Source organism: Lentimicrobium sp. S6 (assembly GCF_013166635.1).
Classification (GTDB): Bacteria; Bacteroidota; Bacteroidia; order Bacteroidales; family UBA12170; genus UBA12170.
Map to the genome: position 1 here is coordinate 26205 of NZ_JABKBZ010000019.1, position 23219 is coordinate 49423.

Annotated in this window: 19 protein-coding genes; 9 read left to right on the forward strand and 10 right to left on the reverse strand. The window is 36.6% G+C overall.

What is annotated here, in order from left to right; genetic code table 11:
* Positions 1-3: 3 nt before the first annotated feature.
* The 6 genes from citF (at position 4) to HNS40_RS08535 (ending at position 9094) form a co-directional block, all read left to right on the forward strand.
* Positions 4-1563, forward strand: coding sequence for a citrate lyase subunit alpha (gene citF, locus HNS40_RS08510; RefSeq protein WP_172279682.1), 1560 nt, complete (start codon positions 4-6; stop codon positions 1561-1563).
* Positions 1564-1577: 14 nt separating this feature from the next.
* Positions 1578-2939 carry a triphosphoribosyl-dephospho-CoA synthase gene (locus tag HNS40_RS08515; protein WP_172279684.1) on the forward strand — a complete coding sequence of 454 codons (1362 nt, stop codon included), beginning with the start codon at positions 1578-1580 and terminating at the stop codon, positions 2937-2939.
* Between the two features lie 3 nt (positions 2940-2942).
* On the forward strand, positions 2943-4022 hold the full coding sequence (gene citC / locus HNS40_RS08520) for a [citrate (pro-3S)-lyase] ligase (RefSeq protein ID WP_172279686.1): 1080 nt from the start codon (positions 2943-2945) through the stop codon (positions 4020-4022).
* Between the two features lie 576 nt (positions 4023-4598).
* Positions 4599-5318, forward strand: a complete 720-nt coding sequence (locus HNS40_RS08525; RefSeq protein ID WP_172279688.1) for a T9SS type A sorting domain-containing protein — start codon at positions 4599-4601, stop codon at positions 5316-5318.
* A 237-nt stretch (positions 5319-5555) separates the two neighbouring features.
* Positions 5556-7199: an AMP-binding protein gene (locus HNS40_RS08530; protein ID WP_172279690.1), complete on the forward strand. Its 1644-nt coding sequence runs from the start codon at positions 5556-5558 to the stop codon at positions 7197-7199.
* Between the two features lie 902 nt (positions 7200-8101).
* The gene (locus tag HNS40_RS08535) at positions 8102-9094 is read left to right on the forward strand and encodes a hypothetical protein (protein WP_172279692.1); all 993 of its coding nucleotides are present in this window, start codon (positions 8102-8104) and stop codon (positions 9092-9094) included.
* A 148-nt stretch (positions 9095-9242) separates the two neighbouring features.
* Here the strand turns inward: HNS40_RS08535 and hutH are convergent, their stop codons facing one another.
* Positions 9243-10739 (reverse strand): histidine ammonia-lyase, encoded by a 1497-nt coding sequence (gene hutH / locus HNS40_RS08540; protein ID WP_172279694.1) that lies wholly within the window; start codon positions 10737-10739, stop codon positions 9243-9245.
* 613 nt (positions 10740-11352) lie between these two features.
* Here hutH and HNS40_RS08545 point away from each other — a divergent pair.
* Positions 11353-12216 carry a lysophospholipid acyltransferase family protein gene (locus tag HNS40_RS08545; RefSeq protein WP_256367529.1) on the forward strand — a complete coding sequence of 288 codons (864 nt, stop codon included), beginning with the start codon at positions 11353-11355 and terminating at the stop codon, positions 12214-12216.
* Between the two features lie 44 nt (positions 12217-12260).
* Here HNS40_RS08545 and HNS40_RS08550 read toward each other — a convergent pair whose 3' ends face one another.
* Positions 12261-12461 carry a twin-arginine translocase TatA/TatE family subunit gene (locus HNS40_RS08550; protein ID WP_305847158.1) on the reverse strand — a complete coding sequence of 67 codons (201 nt, stop codon included), beginning with the start codon at positions 12459-12461 and terminating at the stop codon, positions 12261-12263.
* A gap of 120 nt (positions 12462-12581) precedes the next feature.
* Between HNS40_RS08550 and HNS40_RS08555 the strand changes: the two genes are divergently transcribed.
* Complete coding sequence (locus HNS40_RS08555) at positions 12582-14102, forward strand: glycine--tRNA ligase (protein ID WP_172279698.1); 1521 nt, start codon at positions 12582-12584, stop codon at positions 14100-14102.
* A gap of 77 nt (positions 14103-14179) precedes the next feature.
* Here HNS40_RS08555 and HNS40_RS08560 read toward each other — a convergent pair whose 3' ends face one another.
* From HNS40_RS08560 to HNS40_RS08585, 6 genes are all read right to left on the reverse strand, one after another.
* Positions 14180-14794 carry a cytochrome b/b6 domain-containing protein gene (locus HNS40_RS08560; protein ID WP_172279700.1) on the reverse strand — a complete coding sequence of 205 codons (615 nt, stop codon included), beginning with the start codon at positions 14792-14794 and terminating at the stop codon, positions 14180-14182.
* On the reverse strand, positions 14784-15764 hold the full coding sequence (locus HNS40_RS08565; protein ID WP_172279703.1) for a cytochrome c3 family protein: 981 nt from the start codon (positions 15762-15764) through the stop codon (positions 14784-14786). Before HNS40_RS08565 ends, HNS40_RS08560 begins: the two co-directional genes overlap by 11 nt.
* Positions 15765-15767: 3 nt before the next feature.
* Positions 15768-16193: a c-type cytochrome gene (locus tag HNS40_RS08570; RefSeq protein ID WP_172279706.1), complete on the reverse strand. Its 426-nt coding sequence runs from the start codon at positions 16191-16193 to the stop codon at positions 15768-15770.
* A 28-nt stretch (positions 16194-16221) separates the two neighbouring features.
* Positions 16222-17118, reverse strand: coding sequence for a DUF5777 family beta-barrel protein (locus HNS40_RS08575; RefSeq protein WP_172279708.1), 897 nt, complete (start codon positions 17116-17118; stop codon positions 16222-16224).
* A 23-nt stretch (positions 17119-17141) separates the two neighbouring features.
* A complete protein-coding gene (locus tag HNS40_RS08580) occupies positions 17142-17528 on the reverse strand; it encodes a hypothetical protein (protein WP_172279711.1) in 387 nt (128 codons plus the stop codon).
* Positions 17529-17703: 175 nt separating this feature from the next.
* Positions 17704-18738, reverse strand: a complete 1035-nt coding sequence (locus HNS40_RS08585) for a hypothetical protein (protein ID WP_172279714.1) — start codon at positions 18736-18738, stop codon at positions 17704-17706.
* 223 nt (positions 18739-18961) lie between these two features.
* Between HNS40_RS08585 and HNS40_RS08590 the strand changes: the two genes are divergently transcribed.
* Positions 18962-19651, forward strand: a complete 690-nt coding sequence (locus tag HNS40_RS08590) for a Crp/Fnr family transcriptional regulator (protein ID WP_172279716.1) — start codon at positions 18962-18964, stop codon at positions 19649-19651.
* Positions 19652-19879: 228 nt separating this feature from the next.
* Here the strand turns inward: HNS40_RS08590 and aspS are convergent, their stop codons facing one another.
* Together aspS and HNS40_RS08600 are read right to left on the reverse strand one after the other, a co-directional pair.
* On the reverse strand, positions 19880-21637 hold the full coding sequence (aspS, locus tag HNS40_RS08595; RefSeq protein WP_172279719.1) for an aspartate--tRNA ligase: 1758 nt from the start codon (positions 21635-21637) through the stop codon (positions 19880-19882).
* Positions 21638-21763: 126 nt separating this feature from the next.
* Positions 21764-23212, reverse strand: a complete 1449-nt coding sequence (locus HNS40_RS08600) for a SusD/RagB family nutrient-binding outer membrane lipoprotein (protein WP_172279722.1) — start codon at positions 23210-23212, stop codon at positions 21764-21766.
* Positions 23213-23219 lie beyond the last annotated feature (7 nt).

Genomic DNA, 23219 nt, shown 5'->3' on the forward strand with positions numbered 1-23219 from the left:
GCGATGAATAAGAATAGTATAGGAAGAGAAATTCCAAAAAAGATAGAAGGCATTGGAGAACTAGAACCATATAGCGGTGCCTGGACCAAATTAAAAAAAGGTTGGATGGATGAGTTAACAAGCCCTCCACCAAATAAAGCCAAAATGCCTCATGCCGTTAAGCTTTGCGAAACGCTGGAAGAGGCCATTAAGAAATCAAATCCTAAAGATGGAATGACGGTTTCTTTCCATCACCATATGCGTAATGGAGAGAATATCTTGGTGAGATCTATCGATATTTTAGCCCAAATGGGAATTAAAGACATCACCTTGGCTTCTTCCTCTTTAAATGAGAGCCACAATTCCATCATCAAATATTTAGAGGATGGTACCATTACTCGCATTTGGACTTCCGGAATTAGGGGCAAATTAGGACAAGCTATTTCATCTGGTATTATGGATACACCCATCACTATCCACTCTCATGGTGGTAGAGTAAGAGCCATTCACACAGGTAAAATCTCCATTGACTTAGCCATTATTGCAGCTTCTGCAGCCGATGAAGAAGGAAATGCAACAGGTTCTATTGGCAAATCTGCTTTTGGTTCCTTGGGATATGCCCATATCGATTCACAATATGCCAAACAGGTAATGGTGGTGACTGATGACTTGGTAGACTATCCTTGCTATCCGCTTTCTATTAAGCAGATTTATGTTGATTTTGTAGTGAAAGTTGATTCTATTGGCGACTCCTCTAAAATTGCCTCCGGAACGACTCGCATCACGAAATCTCCAATGGATTTGAGAATTGCCAAATTAGGTGCCGATGTGATTGAGCATTCTGGTTTCTTCAACGAAGGCTTCTCTTTCCAAGTGGGTGCTGGTGGTGCTTCTTTGGCCGTGGCTAAGTTTATCCGTGAAAAAATGAAGCGCAAAAACCTCAAAGGTAGTTTCCTTTTGGGTGGTGTGACTTCCTATGGAGTAGATATGCTCAACGAAGGATTATTCAAGACCATTTTCGATGTGCAATCTTTTGATGCAGCAGTGAGTACCTCCCTTTATAATAACAAAAATCATATTGAAATTTCTGCTGGATACTATGCCAGCCCTTTCAACTGCGGTTGTGTAACCAATAAATTAGATATTGTGGTTTTAGGGGCTTTAGAGATTGATTTAGACTTTAATGTAAATGTGATTACGGGAGCCAATGGTGAAGTGAGAGGCGCTTCTGGAGGACATAGCGATACTGCTTCTGGAGCCCAATTAACCGTAGTGGTTTGTCCTTCGTTTAGAGGAAGAATTTCCACCATTAATAAGCGGGTACAAACCGTAGTTACTCCTGGAGAAACAGTAGATGTTTTGGTGACAGAGCGTGGAATTTGTGTGAATCCCATGAAACCAGAATTGGAAGAAAATCTCAAAAAAGCAGGACTGAATATCAAGAAAATTGAAGACCTTCAGCAAGAGGTTGAAAAGATAGTGGGAAAAGCCAAAGAGGTAAAATATTCCGATAAAATAGTGGGATTGGTGGAATACAGAGACGGGACCATAGTTGATGTGATTCGTCAAGTCATAGAAGAATAGCAAAGGCAAAATAAATGAGTTCCGAACTCCATAAAATACTTCAAGCTCGGGAAGAGAGAGCCCAGAAACGCAGCGAAATTTTAGCTGGTTCTATAGCTTCTGTGAGCCTGAGCTTGAATATTCCTTCTTATCCAAAACACAATGCGCTTTGCCGCCAAGTGTTTCCATGGATAGTGGAGGAATTGAAAATACATCTATTGGCCCATCGGGTGGATTTGGGAATGGAGGAAATGATTACAGATAAAGCTGGATTACTCTATTTGGTGGCTATAGAGAAGTCTGATGATTTAAAATCGCTCAAGAATATCACCGAAAGCTTCGAAAGCAATCACTCTGTTTCTAGAATACTAGATGTGGATGTGTATGACGAGCAGGCCAAGCCAGTGAGTTCTGGAAAGAAAAAGCCTTGTATCATTTGCAAAGACTGTTCTGCCGTAGAATGTATGCGCGAGCAGAGGCATGACTACGAAGAATTGAGAGTGAAAATGTTCAGCATGTTAGAAGGATATCAAGTCCGACACAGAGCTATGGAGGTCTCCGAGAAACTGAGTGAGCTTTGTAGCCGTGCCCTTTTATACGAAGTAAGCTTGTCGCCAAAGCCTGGACTCGTAGACTATTATGACTCTGGTTCGCATAAAGACATGAACTATTATAGCTTCCTCAACTCAACAGCAGCATTGGCTCCTCTTTGGAAGGACTTTGCTTTAGCTGCTTGGAAAGAGAAGACTAACTTATCTACCGCTTTGACTCAAATTAGAGTATTGGGATTAAAAGCCGAGCAAAGAATGTTTAGCGCTACCCGACAAGTAAATACCCAAAAAGGATTGATTTTCTTATTGGGAATAGGGGTGTTTTCGGTTTCTTACTTGATAAAAAACAATCAAGAACTAAATGACTTAAACATCCGAAATTGCATTAGAGAAATCTGTCAAGATTTGGTGAATACTGAATTGACAGCCTCCTCAAAAAAACAAGCTTCTCATGGTGAAAAAACCTTCCTGAAATATGGAATAAAAGGAGCTGGAGCCAGATATGAAGCCCAAGAAGGATTTCCTGTAGTTTTTGAAAACGCACTTCCGTTTCTAGAGCAGCATCAGGAGAAATTGGATTTTCAAGATAAAGAAGCCATGGGAGAAGTCTTATCTCAAACGCTTTTAAATATCATTTCTAATACCAACGACTCCAATGTATTATACCGAAAAGGTTCTGAAATAGCTGAAAAACTTAAGAAATTGGCTTCAGAGGCTATCGATAAAAAAGATAATTATAATAAATTAGCCACCTTTTGTCGTGAACAGCAAATTTCGCCCGGCGGTAGTGCCGACATGTTAGCTGTCACACTGTTTTTCTATGATGTGAAACAAGAAATAGATTGAAAAATGAATTTTGAAGATACTGATTTTAGATACGAATATTTAGACGTAGAAAATCCTTACGATGTAAAGTTAGTCGCCAAATTCTTAAAAGAAAGAGGTTACGATTATCTTTCTGAAGCCATAGATTCTACGGTGATTCTTTATAATTTAAATGATGAATTGATAGGCACAGGTTCTTATAAAAACCAGACCCTAAAGTATGTGGTTGTGGCTGATAAATTTCGCGAAACGACCGCTTTTCCATTAATCGTATCCTATCTTTCCGATAAAATTTTAGCAGAGAATAAACGCTGCTTTGTCTTCACCAAACCTGAAACTTCGGTACTATTCGAAGGCTTAGGATTTAAAGAAATCGCCAGAGCGGAACCACTATTCTCCGTTTTAGAATTCGGATACGAATCTATCAAAACCTACAAGAAGAATCTTTTAACATTCAAACAAGAAACCAAGAGCGACGATATAGCTACCATTGTAGTCAATTGTAATCCTTTTACCTTGGGCCATCAATACTTAATTGAAAAAGCCGCAGCTGAAAATGAGGTGGTTTATCTATTTGTGGTGGAGGAAGATTTATCTGCTTTCCCTTATGAGGCGAGAAAAAAAATGATTGAACAAGGCATTGCTCATCTCGATAATGTAGTGATCATAGGAACAGGTCCTTATATTGTTTCTGGTGCCATCTTCCCCAATTATTTCTTGAAATTAGAATCTTGGAACTTGATTTCGGAGAAGCAAGCCGAAGTAGATGTGAAGATCTTCGCCCAATATATAATACCTACCCTAGGCATTAAAAAACGTTATGTGGGAACCGAGCATTATTGCCGTACCACTAGAGCCTATAATGAAGCCATGAAAAAAATACTTCCAACAGTGGGATGCGAAGTTCATGAGGTGGATAGAAAAACCATAGGCATGGTTACTGAAGGCGAAAATAAAAACTGTATCAGCGCTTCCAAGGTTCGTTTGGCCATGAAAGAAGGCCGCTATGAGGAAATCCAAGACTTTATACCAGAGGTCACCAAGAAATTTCTAGAATCCCCTGAATCTGATGAGATTTGGGAAAAGTTGAAGTTTGTGGATTAGGATTTTCAAGTTTCTATTCATTCTCTTTGTGTTTTTCTTATTGTTGAAGATGAAACTGTATTCTAATTCTTTACTTATCAAGATTAGCTAACCATCTATTAGCATATCCTTATGGTAGGATATATCCAGCAGGGTTTTACAAATCAGGCGTTTAATGGAATTATAGTTTAAAACATGATCTGCCATCGGAAAACATTTCCGATGAAGCAGCTTGTCCAAACCAAGAAAACCTTAAGGTTATTAATCTTCCACATCTAAAGCATAGCAAATATCAATACTTTTCTGTATTTCATGACCTGTAACAATGCTCATTTGTTCAATTTTTATGATATATATATATATATATATATATCTGATTTACTATCATTTACAAACTTGTATAGTTGTTTAATATTATTTACTTTTGAATTTATTATATATACTGTAAATGTACTAGTCGCTATTTTATATGGGCAGCAGCTGTTATTTACTTAATGATTATTGCGGTTTGATTAGCATTAATGCCATAATTGGCTACAGTAAGGATAGAATAATGGTTTTTATATAGAATCTATAAATAGCACAAAAAAATATGTCATGAGAAAATTTATCCTATTTACATTAATCTTTAGCGGACTTATTGCAAATGCGCAACAAGACGAGCTCATTAATCATCTCTGGTATTTGCAAAAACTCATTATCAATGATGTGGAATATGTGACTCCCATCAACGAAGAAGTAAGTGAGGTGAGTGCTCAGTTTGGTGATAATTATCTAATGACCGGTGTTTGCAATGGCTTTGGTGGAGAAGTGGAGTTTGATGACACGGGAATGGGATTTACTTTATCCGATGTTTCTGTAACATTAATGGATTGCGCCATGAGTGAAAATTCTGAATTTGAATCTCAATACTTTTGGCAGTTCTTCTATGTGGGGACTGAATTAGCACAGCCTTATAGTTACTACATAGTTGATGAAAATGATTACCTCATGCTAACAATTAATAACTCACTCGGTCGCCAAGCTATTTATCATTCTCAGAACACGGTATCTGTAAGCCCAATAAATCAGGCCAATTTTGAATTTAGCATTTATCCCAATCCTGCTAATAGCAAGATATTTATAAAGGATTCTGAAAACAGGAATACACTATCAGTAAATTTTACGAATATACTTGGTCTACAAATCATGAGTAAATCGCTCATTAATAACCATACAGAATTAGATGTTTCACACCTCAATGCAGGAGTTTATCTGGTTCAAATTTATGAAGAGAATGAGTCCCTTCTTCATTCAGAAAAAATTATAATAGAATAGGTTTGCATCATAAATAGAACTCCAAACGGCGATTATCCATAAAGCTTACGTGTAGTTTTTTCTTTGGCTTGAGGGAATACAATTTGGATGACGCTTATCAGTTAGTATTACAAAGTATTGTAATTCAGACCAAAAATAATAACGAATAGCACGGGCGTTGTGCAAAACAAAGGTAATTTCAAATGAAAATACTGGAATATTTATTTATTGTACTTTTGCCGACACATTAAAAACAATATGCACGAGCTTCCAGTTTTAACATTACCAGCATTACTGCAGCAATCAGTTAAAAGATTTACTGATCGTCCGGCACTTGCTTTTGTTGGTAAAGATCCAATAAGCTATAGGCAGTTCGATAAAAAAAGACTTGCTGTTAATTCCTTGCTTGAAAAGTTAAAAATACAAGCTGGTGACCGCGTGGCTTTACTAAGTACAAATATGCCAAATTGGGGAATCACTTATTTTGCTATTGCTTCTATGGGTGCTGTTGTAGTCCCAATTCTTCCAGATTTTAGCGAATACGAAATAGATAATATTTTGACCCACTCTGAAGCAAAAGCCATATTTGTTTCAAATGGTTTAAAAGCCAAAATCAAAAACTTCCAAAAGGAAACATTATTACACCGTATACTGATTGAGGATTATTCAATACTGGAATCTGATCGGCCAAAGGTTCGCTTTAAGGAGGCTTCCATCCCCAAAAGGAAACACACAATAGTTGAGGAGGATCTGGCAGTCATTATATACACATCGGGAACAACCGGGAAATCAAAAGGCGTCATGCTCACCCATAAGAACATTGTTTCCAATGCCGTTTCCAGTGGTGGGATTCAGGAAATTAATCCCTTCGATCGTTTTTTATCTGTCCTTCCCCTTTCTCATACTTACGAAAACACCATCGGCTTTATTCTTCCGATTCTCAGGGGTGCCTGTGTTTATTATATAACCAGACCACCAACCCCAGCAGTATTACTTCCGGCACTCAAAGAGGTACGACCAACCTTAATGCTTACTGTGCCCTTAATCATCGAAAAGGTTTACAAGAGCAAAGTTCTACCCTCTTTCAATAAAAACAAGCTAACGAGAGCATTATATGCTATGCCTTTCTCACGAAAGAAGATGAACCTATTGGCCGGTAAAAAACTGATGCAAACCTTTGGTGGCGAACTGAAGTTTTTTGGAATTGGAGGCGCTAAACTCGATAAAACAGTAGAGATCTTTTTACGAGAAGCCAAATTCCCTTATGCCATTGGTTATGGACTTACTGAAACAGCTCCATTGCTGGCTGGTGCGAACCCAAAACATACAAAGCTGCAGTCTACAGGACCCAAACTCGAAGGAGTAAGCCTCAAAATCAATAATCCGGGGAAACTCACCGGCGAAGGAGAGATTTGGGCAAAAGGTCCTAATGTTATGAAAGGCTATTATAAAGAACCAGAATTGACCAAGGAAGTTCTGAGTGAAGATGGCTGGTTTAAAACAGGTGATTTAGGTATCATTGATAAAACCAACCACCTCTATATTCGTGGACGTAGCAAAAATGTGATTATTGGACCTGGAGGTGAAAACATATTTCCTGAAGACATCGAGTCTATTATCAATAATTTCAAACATGTAGCCGAATCGCTTGTCATTCAGCAAAAAGGTAAATTGGTCGCCATGGTACATTTCAACCGAGAGGAAATTGAAGAAAAGTACAAAAATGTGAGAGAAGAAATTGAAGCCAAGTTTGAAGACTTGAGCAAAGAATTGCAAGAGTACGTCAATGCTAGGGTAAATAAGTTTTCTAAAATCCAAATCGTTGAGCCTCACAAAGAGGAATTTACAAAAACGGCCACCCAAAAGATCAAAAGATTTTTATACCAAAGAGTACCAGTATAAGATCTGTATTACGATTTGTAAGAGATACAGCTTTACCAGTCCATTTAATATCATTTCCGCGTAAATCATATAGAATGATAATGGATTGCTGAATTCCATCATAAAACATTTCCTTTGGAGTAGAAGTCCATAAAACCTCATCAAATAAATGACAAGGTTTTTAAATATCTTGTTTGCCCAGAGTTCTATATTGTTCTGCTCAGACCGAATTGTATTCCGGCTTTTAACTTATGCTTTGAGATTAGAGTAGAGGTCGGCAAGAAGAATAGATTACTCATAAGATACTCTGGCCGACTTAAAAATAAGCGGATTCATCACCACGGGCTTTGCTAGTGCATATTCATGTTGAATGACGTATCGGTATAGTATCGTTCGAGCCCTCAGCCTTTTTTAAAATTCCTTTAGCAAACCAGGGCCTCAATCCTTTCACTTTGTTCAAGGCTTTGATCCCTTTGACCTGCAGAATAGCACTTCCCTGCTCCGGATTTTAATGACCTCAGCTGGCGAGCCAAAAAACAATCTGGAGCTTTCGTTAAAAAATGCTTCTGTTTGAGATGTTTATTGTGAAATAAGCATTGAGTTTGAAGCATTTTAGAAAATCTAGCGTAGCTTTTTTGAGGGAAGCAGCTGCAGTCTTGACTTTTTTTGCTTCGTTTTATGTGTTAAGACAAAAAATGATGATCTAAAGTTCATTTCTTTGTATGCAAATACTTCGGTACCGCTCATACAGATATCCTCAACTAAAACCTACGTATATAAAACCATCCTCCACTAATATAAACACAGCACACCCGTTTGTAAGCATTCTATGTACTTTAGGCATAATTGATTACCCTGTTTTATCTTGATATCGCATATATATGATATAGCACATTAATAAATTAATTTAGGAGGATCAAATAATGACAGATGAAGCCACCAATGCAGATGATTTTAGGGACACCACATGGTTTAAAGAGATTGAAGAGATTTATCAAAGCTTTTCATTAATCATTGATGATAGGTATAAACCTGGAACAAAAAAAGAGATAGACCATGCCAAAATTAAAGTTGAAGAACTTAAAAAAAAGCATAAAGGAAACAAGGATTTTAATAAGGAAATAAAATATTTGGATGACCTTTTGGTTGACTCAGGAAAAAGAAGATTCAATGGTTCAAAGTTCACCATTATCGGAGTATTCCTGGGTATTTTAGTCATGTTCTACATGAGCAATAGGGTGGAAGAAAAATCTGGTGATTTAAGCATAGATAAAGCCGAATCTATACAGCTAGATAAAATTGTTAAATTGGAAAGAAAAATTAAATCGGCTAAAGATGAGATTGAATATTCCATGACTTATACTATTCCATTGAAAAAGGAAATAGAAGATTTAAAAAAGCAAGAGCAAAGCAATCAAATTATTGAACGCATAGCTGCAAAAGAAAAAAATCTAGCCAGTTCAGAGGAAAATAACAGAATCAGGGAAACCACTATCAGCGAATCAAAAAAACAAATCGAATTTCTGAAATCTATGTCAGCAGAGGAGTATCGTGATTATAAAATAGGAAATGATCAAGAGGCAGCAGACTCTGTAAGTGGATATGCTTGGAAAACAATATTGTGGTTTTTACTTTATTTATCCGCTATGTTCCCCTTTGTGTTCACCATCGATAAAAGAGGTAAAAAAGACAAATCAAAATGGCTCAAAATCATTGGTGCCATATTAGGGAGTGCTCAAACAGTTAGATATAGAAGGTCTGATGGTTCAACTTATGATGACAATTCCTCATATATTGGAGCTTTTGCAACAGCTATTGCTTTGCCTGTCGCTGCCATTGCACTTACAATTGTGCTTCTCCCCTATATTGCCACCATAGCCTTTGTTCGTAATATTATTGTTCCTTATTTTTACTAGAGAAAAGCATTTATCAGTTATCAATTTTTGAAATAAGTTTGAGCTTGCTATCCATCGGAAACTTTACCGATGGAGCTGCACGCCCAAAACCAAAAAAACCTCATCAAATAAATGACAAGGTTTTTAAATATGCTAAAATTCTTAAAGGCTATTCGTCTTCAACATCCAAAGCATCTAAGAAATCTACACTCTTCTGAATCTCATCGTGCATCACCTTATCTACTTCTATAAATGCTACTTTTGTTCTGTATGCAGCAATAAAGTCTTCGATGACCTCACTTGATTTTGCAGGGCGACGGAATTCTAAAGCTTGTGCAGCATTGAATAACTCAATGGCTAAAACTCTCATGGTATTCTCCGTGATTTTATAGGTTTTAGTAGCAGCATTAGCACCCATACTCACGTGATCTTCTTGTCCTTGAGACGAAGAAATAGAATCGGAGGAGGCTGGCATGGTATATTGCTTACTCTGAGAAACAATGGAAGCAGCAGTATATTGAGGAATCATAAAGCCGGAATTGAGTCCTGGCTTGGCTACCAAAAATGATGGCAACTCCCTTTGTCCTGCCACTAATTTATAAGTTCTTCTTTCGGAGATATTTCCAAGCTCGGCCAAGGCCAAACCTAGTGTATCGAGTGCAATAGCCAAAGGTTGTCCGTGGAAGTTTCCTGCTGAGATGATTAAATCATCCTCTGGGAAAATATTTGGATTATCAGTAGCACTGTTGATTTCTGTCTCTACCACTTTCGTCACATAGCTAATGGCATCTTTGCTGGCACCATGAACCTGAGGCATACAACGAAAGCTATATGGGTCTTGAACATGAACTTTATCTCTAGTGATAATTTCACTACCTTCTAATATCTCACGGATGTTTTTGGCCGTTTCTATTTGCCCATCATGAGGCCTTATCTCGTGTACTTTTGGGTGGAAAGGCTCAATTCTACCATCATAAGCATCCAATGAAATGGCGCCAATAAAGTCGGCTAAGAAGCTGATTTTTTGGGTCTCAATCAACTCGTAAACCGCATAGGCTCCCATAAACTGAGTTCCATTCAGTAAAGCTAAACCTTCTTTTGATTGCAATTCTATAGGCTTCCACTTGAATTCTTTATTGATGGCCTCCCCTGTTTTTACTTCTCCATTATGAAAGGCTTTTCCTAAACCAATTAATGGAAGTGCTAAATGAGCCAAAGGAGATAAGTCACCACTAGCTCCTAAGGAACCTTGCTGAAAAACCATTGGATATATACCATTATTATAGAAATCAACCAAACGCTGAACTGTAGCCAATTGTACTCCCGAATTTCCATAGGAAAGAGATTGGATCTTTAGGAAAATCATGATTTTCACAATCTCCATTGGAACCAAGTCACCAGTACCACAAGCGTGAGACATCACTAAGTTCTTCTGTAAAGTTCCGAGGTCTTCTTTTGAAATGGAATGCTTGTATAAGGAACCAAATCCTGTATTGATACCGTAGATTGGGCCTTCGTGAGTTTTCATTTTCTCATCTAGGTAAGTGCGGCATTTCTCTATGTTTTCGATAGATTCGTCCGATAAGGCGATTTTATAATCACCAAAAACAATACTCTTTACAATATTAATATCTAATCTATTACTTGAAATATAATGTGTATTCATTTTGTTCTATTTTAAAACCATTGCGGTATCCTTCAACTCTGTCAGGTCAAGCAGCGGTTAATGTTGTTGAATTATTTTTTGAAAATATTTTCTAAAATTCAATTAAACACAGAGTGCAGAACGATTTACACAGATTTTAAATTTCAATTGCCAAGTCATTATTTATTGTTTTTTGATGACAAAATAGTCATCATTATCCTTAAACGGCAAAAATAGCCTCAATATCCTTTCAAAATACAGAAATTATCTCAGTTTTACACTTAATTTGACTTATTCTGACTTATTAAACCATTGGAATCAATACTGTCAAATACATATTCCATTTTAAAAAAGATTCTTCACTTCATTACATTAGGTTCTGAAAGACAAAGTATTAGAATATGATAGGAAGTAAGAAGGCCTTTGCTTTTGGCATTGAAAAAAGCAAAGGCCTTTTTCCTATTCTTTGCCATAAAACCAGTCATTCCGAAGCGTAACGAGGAATCTTTAATAATTATTAGGGCACTATTGATCTGGAACATTCATTAAACCAGGGCATCTACATTGCTCAAACTTATCAAATAAGCACCACAAGCCAATCCTAAAAAACACATATCTTTGTCAAAAAAATACTTTGGGCTCATTATTATATTATTTTCTAAAAATGCTATCCTATTTACCATTCTGGTTTTTGCATGGTATAGCTGACTTTTTATGGGTGTTGAATCATTATATCATTGGCTACAGAAAGAAGGTAGTGATGGATAATTTGATTATCGCCTTTCCTGAGAAAACAGAGAAGGAGAGGATTAGCATCTCTAAGAAATTCTATCACAATTTCTTCGACTTTATTGTTGAAAGCATTAAAGCTTTTAGTATGAGTGCTTCTTCCTTTGAGAAACGATATGTTATCGAAAACTATAATGAAGTGATTTCCTTTGTGCAGAAAAATAAACAAGGTGCTGTTTTAACAGCTGCTCATGCCTTTAGTTGGGAGTGGATGATTTTTGCTGGGCATATCTTACCGGATAATATAAACGCCTATATATCCTATACTCCACTTAGCAACAAATCGCTGGACAAGCTGATAAGAAAGAATAGAGAGCGTTTTGGATTAGAGCTAAACAGAGCCAGTAAATTTGCTGAAAAATTAAAAAAACATGACGAAGATAAATTTAGTCTTTGTGGATTAATTGCCGACCAATCTCCTAAACAACAATATAAATTTAGAGGAAACTTTTTTGGTGTGGATGTGCCTATTTACACGGGTCCTGAGCGCTTAGCTAAGGAAATGGATCAGAGTATCTGGTTTATGTATATCGAAAGAACAAAGAGAAGTCATTATAAACTACATTTCGAATTGATTACCGACAAACCCAAGGAATTTGAGACTGGAGAGATTACTATGATCTATATAGAAAAAGTGGAAAATATGATTCGTAAGAATCCGGATAATTATCTTTGGACGCATCGCAGATTCAAGCACAGGGCTAAATAGTCCTTGTCGAGCATAAAAAAAGCGGTATCAATACCGCTTCCTCTTTATTTTTTGTCTTCAATTTCTTTAGGAGTATCATCATCGTTGTCTTCCCCAACTCCTTTTTTAAACTCCTTAATACCGCTACCCAATCCTTTCATTAATTCTGGGATTTTCTTCCCTCCAAAAATCAATAATACTACTACAGCTATCAAAGCTAGTGACCAAACGCTGGGCATTCCGTATAATAAAATATGTGTTGTCATAGTTTCAAGTATTTACGTAGTGCAAATATATAAAATTGATCACTAGCAGCAATATTTATTGTTTATTGTTTTTTCTTCTCAAAATTAGGCTCTATTCAATCAATCTACTATTTTTGCAAAATGCAAAATAACGAAGATAAATTTAAGAAGGTTGTAGCACATGCCAAAGAGTATGGTTTTGTCTTTCAATCCAGTGAGATATATGATGGTTTAGCAGCCGTTTATGATTATGCACAGAATGGTGCCGAACTAAAGAAAAACATCAAAGAATATTGGTGGAAAGCCATGGTTCAAATGCATGAGAACATTGTGGGAATCGATTCTGCAATCTTTATGCACCCTACCACTTGGAAAGCTTCTGGTCACGTAGATGCTTTTAGCGATCCCATGATCGACAATAAAGATTCCAATAAACGATATCGTGCAGATGTTTTGGTGGAAGATTATTTAGCGAAAATTGAAGGCAAGATAGAAAAAGAAGTCACAAAAGCTGAAAAGCGTTTTGGCGAGGCATTCGATAAGGAAGAATTCTTAAAAACCAATCCAAGAGTTTTAGCCAATCAAGAGAAAATAGCCAGCATCACAAAGCGTTTCTTTGGTGCTTTAGAAGCTGACGATTTAGACGAGGTTAAGAAAGTGATTGAAGATTTAGGAATTGCTTGTCCCATCTCTGGCTCTAAGAACTGGACCGATGTTCGTCAGTTTAACTTGATGTTCTCCACTCATATTGGCGCTGCAGCTGATGGTGCCAGCGAAATTTATCTCCGTCCTGAAACCGCACAAGGTATTTTTGTAAACTACCTCAATGTTCAGAAAACAGGCCGCATGAAAATCCCTTTTGGTATTGCCCAGATTGGAAAAGCCTTCAGAAATGAGATTGTAGCTCGTCAGTTTATCTTCCGTATGCGTGAGTTTGAACAAATGGAAATGCAATTCTTTGTACGTCCAGGTGAAGAACTTAAATGGTATGAGTATTGGAAAGAAAAGAGAATGGCTTGGCATGAGTCATTGGGAATGGGAAAAGAAAATTATCGTTTCCACGACCATGAGAAACTAGCTCATTATGCCAATGCTGCTGCTGATATAGAATTTCGTTTCCCATTTGGATTTAAAGAATTAGAAGGTATTCATAGCCGTACCGATTTCGATTTAAATGCTCACGAAGAGCATAGTGGTAAAAAGTTAAGATATTTCGATCCTGAAATCAACGAAAGCTATGTGCCTTATGTTGTAGAGACTTCTATTGGTTTAGATAGAATGTTCCTTACCGTATTGGCTCATTCTTATAATGAAGAAAAATTAGAGGATGGCTCCGAAAGAACAGTCTTGAATATTCCTCCTGTTTTAGCTCCCTATAAAGCCGCTATTCTTCCATTAATGAAGAAAGATGGTTTACCCGAAAAAGCAAGGGCTATCATTGACGAGTTGAAAATGGACTTTATGTGTCAGTATGATGAGAAAGATGCTATTGGTAAGCGTTACCGTCGCCAAGATGCCATTGGTACTCCATATTGTATCACCGTAGATCATCAAACACTCGAAGACAATACCGTCACTATTCGTGAAAGAGATACTATGCAACAAGAAAGAGTAGCTATTAGTGAATTAAGCGCTATAATTGCCAAGAAAATTAAAGGCTGAAAAAGCATTTTGCTCTCAATAAAAAAGGATGTCATCGCTCTAAGCGATGACATCCTTTTTTTGATTTCTAAAGCATTCTAATGCTCATGCCATCCTGTAATCATGGATTTAAAGTTGGCAAACTTCTTTTTGCTCAAACTTGCAAAATACAAGTGAATAAGTAAGAATAGTGTCAAAAAGAAACCCATCATCATATGCAATAATGCAGTAAGCATGGTTCCGTTTAATCCCCATATTTTATGTATGATCAATTCTGGATATAATAAAGCGATACCCGTAATCATAAGTACAGGAAGAAGAATATAAATTACACCTACATAGCTTAGCTTTTGTAGGGGGTTAAATTTTTCATCTTCTGTTACTGGAAACGGAGTAGATTCACCTTTAAACATGCCATAGGCATAATACCGGCTTTGTTTCATCAATCGGTCCATTAAGCCTTTTTTCTTCATTACATAGAACTTTTTATTAGGTGAGAAAAAATTAGTCACCATAAAAAAGACGTATGCAATAACAATCAATATTCCGGCTACATTGTGCACAGCTATTGCAGTTTGAAACTCGATAAGAGGGTTTTCAACAGGAGAATATTGCATACTCAATCCTGTGACTATCAGGGCTAAAAATAGAATTGCATTTATCATATGCCAAATTCTTAACCAAATGGGATATAAATAAAGTCTATTTGCCATGATTTTTCTTTTTTGAGATTCTGAGAAGGATTGCATGCGTAAGGATAGCCAAAATACTCAAAGCAAAAATTACGATAGTAAAAACATTCAAGAAATAATTCTTAGATGCTCCTATTACATAAGATTCATTGAGGAGGCTGGCGTTATAAAAACCATACTTCTTTCTGTTTTCTTGTGATTGATACCTATAAAGACTAGCCATTAACAAGGAGTTCTTGGAATGACACTCTTTACAGTTTTTTACACTCTCTTCAGCAGGAAGTATTTTATGTGCTACCAATGCTTCACCGTTTAAATCACCATGACACTCAATACAACGAACCTTATTATAATGGGCTCTCTGATTGGGTAAAAAATCGTGACTGGTAGCCAAATCTTTAAAAGGCTCATCCGTATGCAAACGCATATGACTTTCCTGATTATGGCAGTTCATACAAGCATCATTATTCTTGCTGATAGTAGCAATAAGGTCTTCTGTATTGCGATAGTCCAGTTTATAACTATGTGGGTCGTGACAACTCCAACAGCTAAAATTAGGAAGTGTTTCGGGACTATGCACACTGGCATTAAAATCCGCTTCTATTTCTTCAAATTTAAAATGCTCCCAATCTTCGTCTCCACCATGACAGTCGATACATGTATTGAGAAACTCCATACGAAGTCCGCCATCATGGGGAAAGGTTCCGTACTCATCGGTATGACAATCGGTACATTTGAAATTCCAATGGCTGGCAGAATAAAACATGACCGTATCCACATAAAATTCTTGTGGCATGATCTTTCTTACATCTAATTCTGTCCAATCGTTATAAAAAGTATAAAAGGACTGCCCGTGGCATTTTAAACAATGATGGTTTTCTCCTGCATTTTCATAATCCTTAATCTCTTCTTGCGCCACAATTGCATTAGAGAAAAGAAACGCAAAACTCAGGAGAAAAGCCAAGCTATATTTATGTGATAGCTCTACCATCTATTATTTCTTAAAGGTAGCTCGCATATAATTGATCACTGCCCAACGATCTTCTACATCTGGAATTTTGCCTTCATAATTAGGCATTTCATCACGACCTATGATAGATTTGTAAAACATTTCACCGTCGCTCATGGCATGAAATTCAGCACTTGAAAAATCGCCAGGAAAAGTATCTAATTTAGCTGCCTTTGGGCCATCACCTAAACCATTATTACCATGGCAAGATTTACAATGCTTACTATACATCATTTTACCTACTTTTATTAGGCTAGCATCATCGGCATAAGGATTAGTCATGCTTTGGTATTCCGCAGGGGTTTCCCAAGGACCTCCTTTTTTCTGATCTTGAGGTAGTACGAATGCCATCAAAGAGAAGGCAAAAGCCACTGTAGCTATTGCAAATACTGATTTTTTTATTGAATTCATTTTAAAAGTTTTTTAGTTAAAGATTCATTTAAAAATTCCATAAACGAGTGATATTGAAACCAAAACGGAATTCCGTTTCAGATAAATCAGCTTCGTTATACATATAAATATCTTGAGGTACAATTCCATCTGCTGTAGAAATAAATATTTGGAAAGCATGAGTGCTAGTAGCTACCTCATAAGCAATACCAAAATTCGATTTCCAAGCATTCATCACATTTGTATTCTCGTGCATGCTTTGAATATTAAGAGGAGTAGTATACATGATTAAAATGGACGACTGTGGTGAGAATTTAAATCTCATATGTCCACCCAAGCCAATCACATCATGTTCGTAACCTGTGATGTTCGCCTCTGTTGATATTACAGAATTAAAATGAGTAAAACTCGCATTTAATTCCAATGAAAACCACTCGTTAAACTTTCTACCAGCAATAAACTGGCCAAAATAACTCATTCTATCTGCAAAGGCATAATCATCACCAAATACGTCATCACTTTGCCCATTTATAGCCATGTTTCCATATACGGTAAGGGTAATAGGAATGGTGTTTTTACGAGTTTGTTTTAAGAAAGTCCACTTGGCTTGAAACTCATTATACATATTCTTACGTGTGATACCATAACCCAGCATAATATCATCGGTAATAGAATAGTTTAATCCCATACGGGTATTTGCCGATGGTGCATAAATGCCCCAAAGGTCAGATGCTCCACTGCTTTTAATCAAACCAAAACGATGTTGAATATGCATTTCCAAAGTTTTCTTACTTGGAACTACCGTGGTTTGATTATCAATTAAAATTCCACTTTCAAAAGGGGCACGGATTGGACGATCTTTTGGTTTCTCAGTTTCTGTATCCTGAGCAAAAGCCATTCCAAAACTCATATAAAGCCCCAATATAATAAATACTATCTTTTTCATTTTCTCAAATTTTAAAATTCATACTAATTATTCAAGGCGCCTTGTTCTATCCACTGTAGGATAATTGCCGCTTCTGAGCTTGTATACTTCTTCCAAATATGTGTTTCAGTATCAGGATGAGTGAAGGTATAGATGGAACTTTCTTCTGGCTGAACTGTATTTACATAAGCTGGAACTACAGCAGCATAGGCATTGTCGGTAGTTAAATCAGGAGCCGTACTTCCTGTTTTATGACAAGAGGTACATTTGTCATTGGTATTCCAAATAGGAGCTATATCCTGGGAAAAATATATAGTATCCATAGGATCTGGTGCTGGAACTATGGGTTCAATATTAAATTTGTATTGACAAGAGGAAAAAAATCCCACTAGGCCAAATACCAATAAAGTATATTTTAATAATTTATTCATGATTTTGATTTATTTTAATGAATAATAAAGTACAAGATACAAAATTTCATTGTTATGGTTTGTAAGCTTAAAACCAACTTAATCATCGTTTAGGAATTAGTAATTAGTGTAAGCTGTAAAAAGGCTCCAAACAAATTGAAGCCTTTTTTTATACTGATTAAATAATTCCAAATTCTTATTGCATGACAGCTATGGAATTGATCAATAGTGTTTTCACATACTCGTAGTTGTGAACACCTTGCGATCTATCTTCTACCACAGTAGCATAATTATAAAAAGCACCTGCTTGATTTATTGTGTATGTACCAGGAACAACATGTCCATCTGCATCTAATACACCTTGAGCCATCAATAATACTTTTAATTCTTCCGTTAAACCAGCAATTTCAGTTTGCTTTCCATTAATATCTAAATCTGTAGCATCAGGGTGACAAGTGGTACAAGCACCAACACCAGCAGAGAATTTATGTCCTCCATAATCAGCACCTGGGGTATATTTCACGTGACAATCTAAACAAGAGCTTTGTTGACGGTGAACATCAGAACCTGGCTCAGGATATCCTGCTCCAACTTCAAAACCACCTATACCTTCTAAAACTGTTGATTGAGGTCCATGGTGAGGTCCATAATGAGAACTTGTAATAGCAAAATTACCATCTTCATCGGCTACAGGAGCTGGACGACGCGGTTGGTGACAACTAGCACATAAATTAGAATGACCCATGTCCATTGTTGTTGTATGGTCATCCATAATAAGAGTAAATGGCGCAGTAGCGTTTAATGGGGTTAAATCACCATCTTCAGGATCGAAGCTAACGTGACTACCATGACATGTTTTACAAGAAAAAGCAGTAGGAATAGCAATACTTGTAGCTGTAGTATCCATACCTGTTCTAAGAGTTTCTGTAAAACCTTCGTGAGAGTGACATTTTGCACAATCATTTCTTCCACCTGCATAACCCACGAAATCTCCAGTTGCATGTTGTGACATTTCATAAGAATGGCCAATACCTTCCATTTTAGCTAAAGTATGGCATTCCAAACATAAAGCATTTCCGTCAACACCATCAGTACCATCAGTACCGTTTACACCATTGGTACCATCAGCACCAGCAGGACCAGCAGGCCCCTCTTTTGTACAGTTAGAAAATACCAGCGTCATACCAGCTAATATTGCTAACATAAAATAAAAGCTAAAATTCTTTTTCATAATAATTATGTTTTAATAAGTTTTGTTTTTCTCCAAAGCAAATCTAAGAATTAAGAATTTATTAACAGTTATTAACACCATGATACTAAACGCATGGAAAATGTTTATAATTACTATAATATTGATTTAGATCAATATTTTTACGATATTTGTCAATACAAAACCTGAATTCTGTATTATTTTTTCTTTTTTTATTAAAAAATATCAATTAACTAAACCTATTATGAAAAACATTGCTTCTTGTTTAAGCTGCGATATTAAGCTAAATATGTTCTGTCACATGACTGATAATCAGCTTAATAATGTGAATGACCACCGCAAAGAAGTTCGTTATAAAGCAGGGGAAACCATATTTAAGACTGGGGGGCCTTTAACTCATATGATTTGCCTAACCAAGGGTATGGTAAAAGTCTATTTAGAAGACCCATACACAGATAAACGAATATTACTATCAATTTTAAAACCTGTTGAGTTGGTCTTAGGACCGGGTTTTTTGGTTGACAACAGCCACCATTTAACTGCAGTGGCCATGGAAGAAACCACTGCTTGTTTCATTAATATAGAGGAACAAAAAAGTATAATGGAGAGCAACACAAAATACACCATGGCCATTTTAGAACATGTTAATAAAAAAGTAATCAAGCAATTTGAGAAAATGCAGTGTTTGACTCATAAACACACCCATGGGAAAATGGCTGATGCCTTATTATATTTAGCAAATGCTGTTTATGAAAATGATGTGTTTGATACCTTATTAAGTCGTCAAGACTTAGCAGACTTATCGGCCATGACCAAAGAAACCACCATACGATTGCTTAAAGAGTTTTCTGATGAGGGCATTATTAAATGTGAACAAAATCACTTTGAAATTTTAAACAAAGAAAAATTGGAGAAGATTAGTATTTCGGGATAGTAATTGAGTGGTTGCGATGGTTACGTAGTTACGATGATTGCGTGGGTAAAATGGTTGGGGTGGTTACGTGGTTGCGATAAATAGATTTCTCCTTCGTGGAGCTCAGTCGATGACGCAATATGTGAAGAGGAAAGAGAAAAAGATTAACGGAAATAAAAAAAGCAAGGACAAAATTGTTTGCCCTTGCTTTTTAAATTCGCGTAAACCGGTGTAATTCGCGAATATCTATTATGATTTATTTTTTTTCACAGTCTGTAGGAATAACTCGTCCAACTGAGCTTGTGCAACTTCTGAAGGTGAATCGATCATCACATCACGGCCTGTATTGTTCTTAGGGAAGGCAATATAATCTCTAATAGAATCAGAACCTCCGAACATAGCGGCAAGTCTATCAAAACCTAAAGCAATTCCACCATGAGGAGGAGCGCCAAACTCAAAAGCATCCATTAGAAAACCAAATTGTTCTTGTGCTTCTTCGTCTGTAAAACCTAAATGTTTAAACATGAGTTTTTGTAAATCACGATCATGGATTCTGATAGAACCTCCTCCAATTTCAACACCATTAATCACCATATCGTAGGCATTGGCTCTTACTTTTCCTGGCTCTTTATCTAATAAATGAAGATCTTCTGCCTTAGGAGAAGTGAAGGGATGGTGCATGGCATGATAACGCTCTGTTTTCTCGTCCCACTCTAATAATGGAAAGTCTATCACCCATAGAGGTGCAAATACATTTGGGTCTCTTAAACCAAGTCTTTCACCCATTTCTAGGCGAAGCTCGTTCATGGCTTTTTGAGTTTTCTCAGTATCACCCGACATGACTAAAACTAAATCTCCTGCTTCTGCATTCATCATTTCTGCCCAAGCTTTCAAGTCTTCTTGACTATAAAATTTATCAACTGATGATTTAAAACTACCATCCTCATTACATTTTACATAAACTAATCCTTTGGCACCAATTTGTGGCTTCTTTACAAAGTCTATCAATTTATCTAATTGCTTTCTGGTATAAGTTGCACAAGTTTTCGCATTGATTCCTAAAACAATTTCTGAGTCATCAAAAACTTTGAATCCTTTGTTTTGAGTGACTTCATTAAGCTCCACAAACTTCATATCGAAGCGAATATCGGGCTTATCAGAACCATAGTATTTCATGGCATCTGAATACTCCATTCTTGGGAACTCATTAATTTCTACTCCTTTTACTTCTTTAAAAAGGTATTTAGCCATTCCTTCGAAAGTGCTTAAAATATCTTCTTGCTCCACAAAGGCCATTTCGCAGTCAATCTGTGTAAATTCAGGCTGACGGTCGGCTCTTAAATCCTCATCGCGGAAACATTTTACAATTTGATAATAACGGTCGTAACCAGCTACCATCAATAATTGCTTAAAGGTTTGAGGAGATTGTGGCAAGGCATAAAATTCATTAGGATTCATTCTACTAGGTACTACGAAATCTCTAGCACCTTCTGGAGTAGATTTAATAAGATAAGGAGTTTCTATTTCAAAGAAACTTTGCTTGTCTAAGTAGTTACGAGTAGCTATAGATAATCTATGACGTAACTCTAAATTTTTTCTGAGAGGAGCTCTTCGCAAATCTAAGTAGCGGTATTTCATTCTAATTTCTTCGCCACCATCAGTATCATCCTCTATAGTAAATGGAGGTAATTTAGCTTTATTGAGTATAACGAGTTCTTCGGCAATGATTTCCACATCACCTGTTGCCATTTTCGCATTTTTATTGCTTCTTTCTGCCACTTTTCCTTTTAGGCTAATCACAAATTCTCGACCTAATTTACGAGCTTGCTCACAAAGTGCAGCATTGTCTTCCATATTGAAAACCACCTGAGTAATCCCATAGCGATCTCTCATATCTACGAAGGTCATTCCGCCTAAGTCTCTTGATTTCTGTACCCAACCACTTAAGGTAATGGATTCGTTAACATTTTCTATTCTAAGTTCCCCGCAGGTGTGTGATCTTAACATATATGATTAGCTTAGTATTATCGATAAAAATTGAATTTGCAAAAATACTAAAATTGTAGAAAAATATGGTATAAAAAAAGCCCCACTCAAATGAGCAGGGCTTTGTATTAAATATTATAACTGAAATTAGAATTTATCCCAGAATAATTTAGTTTCCATAAGGTCACCACCAACAGCATCTGCAGCTTTATAATAATTATCAGCATTCAATGTTTGTTCGTTTACAGGGAATGTAAAACGTCTAGGAACTCCACCATCAGTAGTAATAGCACCTTCAGGTACATTCATTGTAGGCCAGTCTAATCTTCTATAAGTAGTCCAACCTTCGAAACCTCTTTGGTAATAACCTAAATAGGCTTGCATACCAATAGCTTTTTTCCAATCAGTTGTACCATCCCAAGCTACGCCTTCAGAAGCGATATAATCAGCAGCGCCTTCAATACCCCACTCAGCAAAAGAAGCAGTAATAGCAGCCTCATAATGCTCAAGAGCAGTTCCACCAACAGACCATCCACGAGCAGCAGCTTCTGCTTTATAGAATTCCATCTCAGTAAAAGAAAGAAGTTGGATTGGGAAAGTAGCATCTAAAATCATAGTACCTACGTGAGAATAATTACCCCAAGCATTAGAAGAACCATAAATTCCACCTACATATTCACCTTCGTTTACTTCGTTTAAATCAAAATAAGCAGCACGACGTGGGTCATTTAATCCGTTCATAAAATCAACAATTGTATTAGCAGGAATAAAATCCTTACGCCCACTAGCTACCAAATCTTGATAAATAGGATTTGTATTGTCTAAAGGAGCAGCTTCATAAACAAGCTTAGCATCTTGAGCACTACTAGAGAATGTATGTGCAGCAGCAGCTTCACCCCAGGCTTGTGCAGTTGCATTATCTGCATCGGCAATAGTAATAGCTAATCTGAATTTTAAGGATTGAGCAAATGTAATCCAAGATTGAACATCTCCACCATAATAAATATCAGCAGAACCAAAACTTCCACCATTAGCATCTAATGTATTAATAACTTTATCTAATCTCACAACAAGATCCTTATAAATCATCATTCCATCATCATATGCTGGATTTAAAGTAGCATCAATATTTAAGGCTTCAGAATAAGGTACATTTCCAAAAATATCTACTAACCTTTGGTAGGAATACACCTCTAATACATCAATAATGATTAATCTATTTGTTTTTGCAATCTGAGCTTCAGGAGTTGTGGTTGCATCACCAGACATAATTGATCTAGCTTCTTGCAAATCCTTTAAAATATCACGATAAATAACTCTAAATACATTATCAGGGATATTTCTGTTGATTAAATCATAATTCGCCTCATCGGTATAAGTTGTTTCCGTCCAATGCTGAGCATATAATTTATGATTATTTAGGTTCACATTACTACTAGCTACTTGATCTGCTAGAGCTTTTTGTGCGTGGGTGAAAAGCATTTCACCTGGCACCACGGCAGGATGCTTCTCATCCTTCTGCCAGTCTTCGAAGTTCTTAGTACATGATACAGAGATCGCGACTAGAACGATTAATATTAAATATATTCTTTTCATAATACTC

What these genes read in the sequence shown, in the direction of transcription:
- citF (WP_172279682.1), top strand. Translation starts at nt 4, where the DNA reads ATGAATAAGAATAGTATAGGAAGAGAAATTCCAAAAAAGATAGAAGGC.
- HNS40_RS08515 (WP_172279684.1), top strand. Translation starts at nt 1,578, where the DNA reads ATGAGTTCCGAACTCCATAAAATACTTCAAGCTCGGGAAGAGAGAGCC.
- citC (WP_172279686.1), top strand. Translation starts at nt 2,943, where the DNA reads ATGAATTTTGAAGATACTGATTTTAGATACGAATATTTAGACGTAGAA.
- HNS40_RS08525 (WP_172279688.1), top strand. Translation starts at nt 4,599, where the DNA reads ATGAGAAAATTTATCCTATTTACATTAATCTTTAGCGGACTTATTGCA.
- HNS40_RS08530 (WP_172279690.1), top strand. Translation starts at nt 5,556, where the DNA reads ATGCACGAGCTTCCAGTTTTAACATTACCAGCATTACTGCAGCAATCA.
- HNS40_RS08535 (WP_172279692.1), top strand. Translation starts at nt 8,102, where the DNA reads ATGACAGATGAAGCCACCAATGCAGATGATTTTAGGGACACCACATGG.
- hutH (WP_172279694.1), bottom strand. Translation starts at nt 10,739, where the DNA reads ATGAATACACATTATATTTCAAGTAATAGATTAGATATTAATATTGTA.
- HNS40_RS08550 (WP_305847158.1), bottom strand. Translation starts at nt 12,461, where the DNA reads ATGACAACACATATTTTATTATACGGAATGCCCAGCGTTTGGTCACTA.
- HNS40_RS08555 (WP_172279698.1), top strand. Translation starts at nt 12,582, where the DNA reads ATGCAAAATAACGAAGATAAATTTAAGAAGGTTGTAGCACATGCCAAA.
- HNS40_RS08560 (WP_172279700.1), bottom strand. Translation starts at nt 14,794, where the DNA reads ATGGCAAATAGACTTTATTTATATCCCATTTGGTTAAGAATTTGGCAT.
- HNS40_RS08565 (WP_172279703.1), bottom strand. Translation starts at nt 15,764, where the DNA reads ATGGTAGAGCTATCACATAAATATAGCTTGGCTTTTCTCCTGAGTTTT.
- HNS40_RS08570 (WP_172279706.1), bottom strand. Translation starts at nt 16,193, where the DNA reads ATGAATTCAATAAAAAAATCAGTATTTGCAATAGCTACAGTGGCTTTT.
- HNS40_RS08575 (WP_172279708.1), bottom strand. Translation starts at nt 17,118, where the DNA reads ATGAAAAAGATAGTATTTATTATATTGGGGCTTTATATGAGTTTTGGA.
- HNS40_RS08580 (WP_172279711.1), bottom strand. Translation starts at nt 17,528, where the DNA reads ATGAATAAATTATTAAAATATACTTTATTGGTATTTGGCCTAGTGGGA.
- HNS40_RS08585 (WP_172279714.1), bottom strand. Translation starts at nt 18,738, where the DNA reads ATGAAAAAGAATTTTAGCTTTTATTTTATGTTAGCAATATTAGCTGGT.
- HNS40_RS08590 (WP_172279716.1), top strand. Translation starts at nt 18,962, where the DNA reads ATGAAAAACATTGCTTCTTGTTTAAGCTGCGATATTAAGCTAAATATG.
- aspS (WP_172279719.1), bottom strand. Translation starts at nt 21,637, where the DNA reads ATGTTAAGATCACACACCTGCGGGGAACTTAGAATAGAAAATGTTAAC.
- HNS40_RS08600 (WP_172279722.1), bottom strand. Translation starts at nt 23,212, where the DNA reads ATGAAAAGAATATATTTAATATTAATCGTTCTAGTCGCGATCTCTGTA.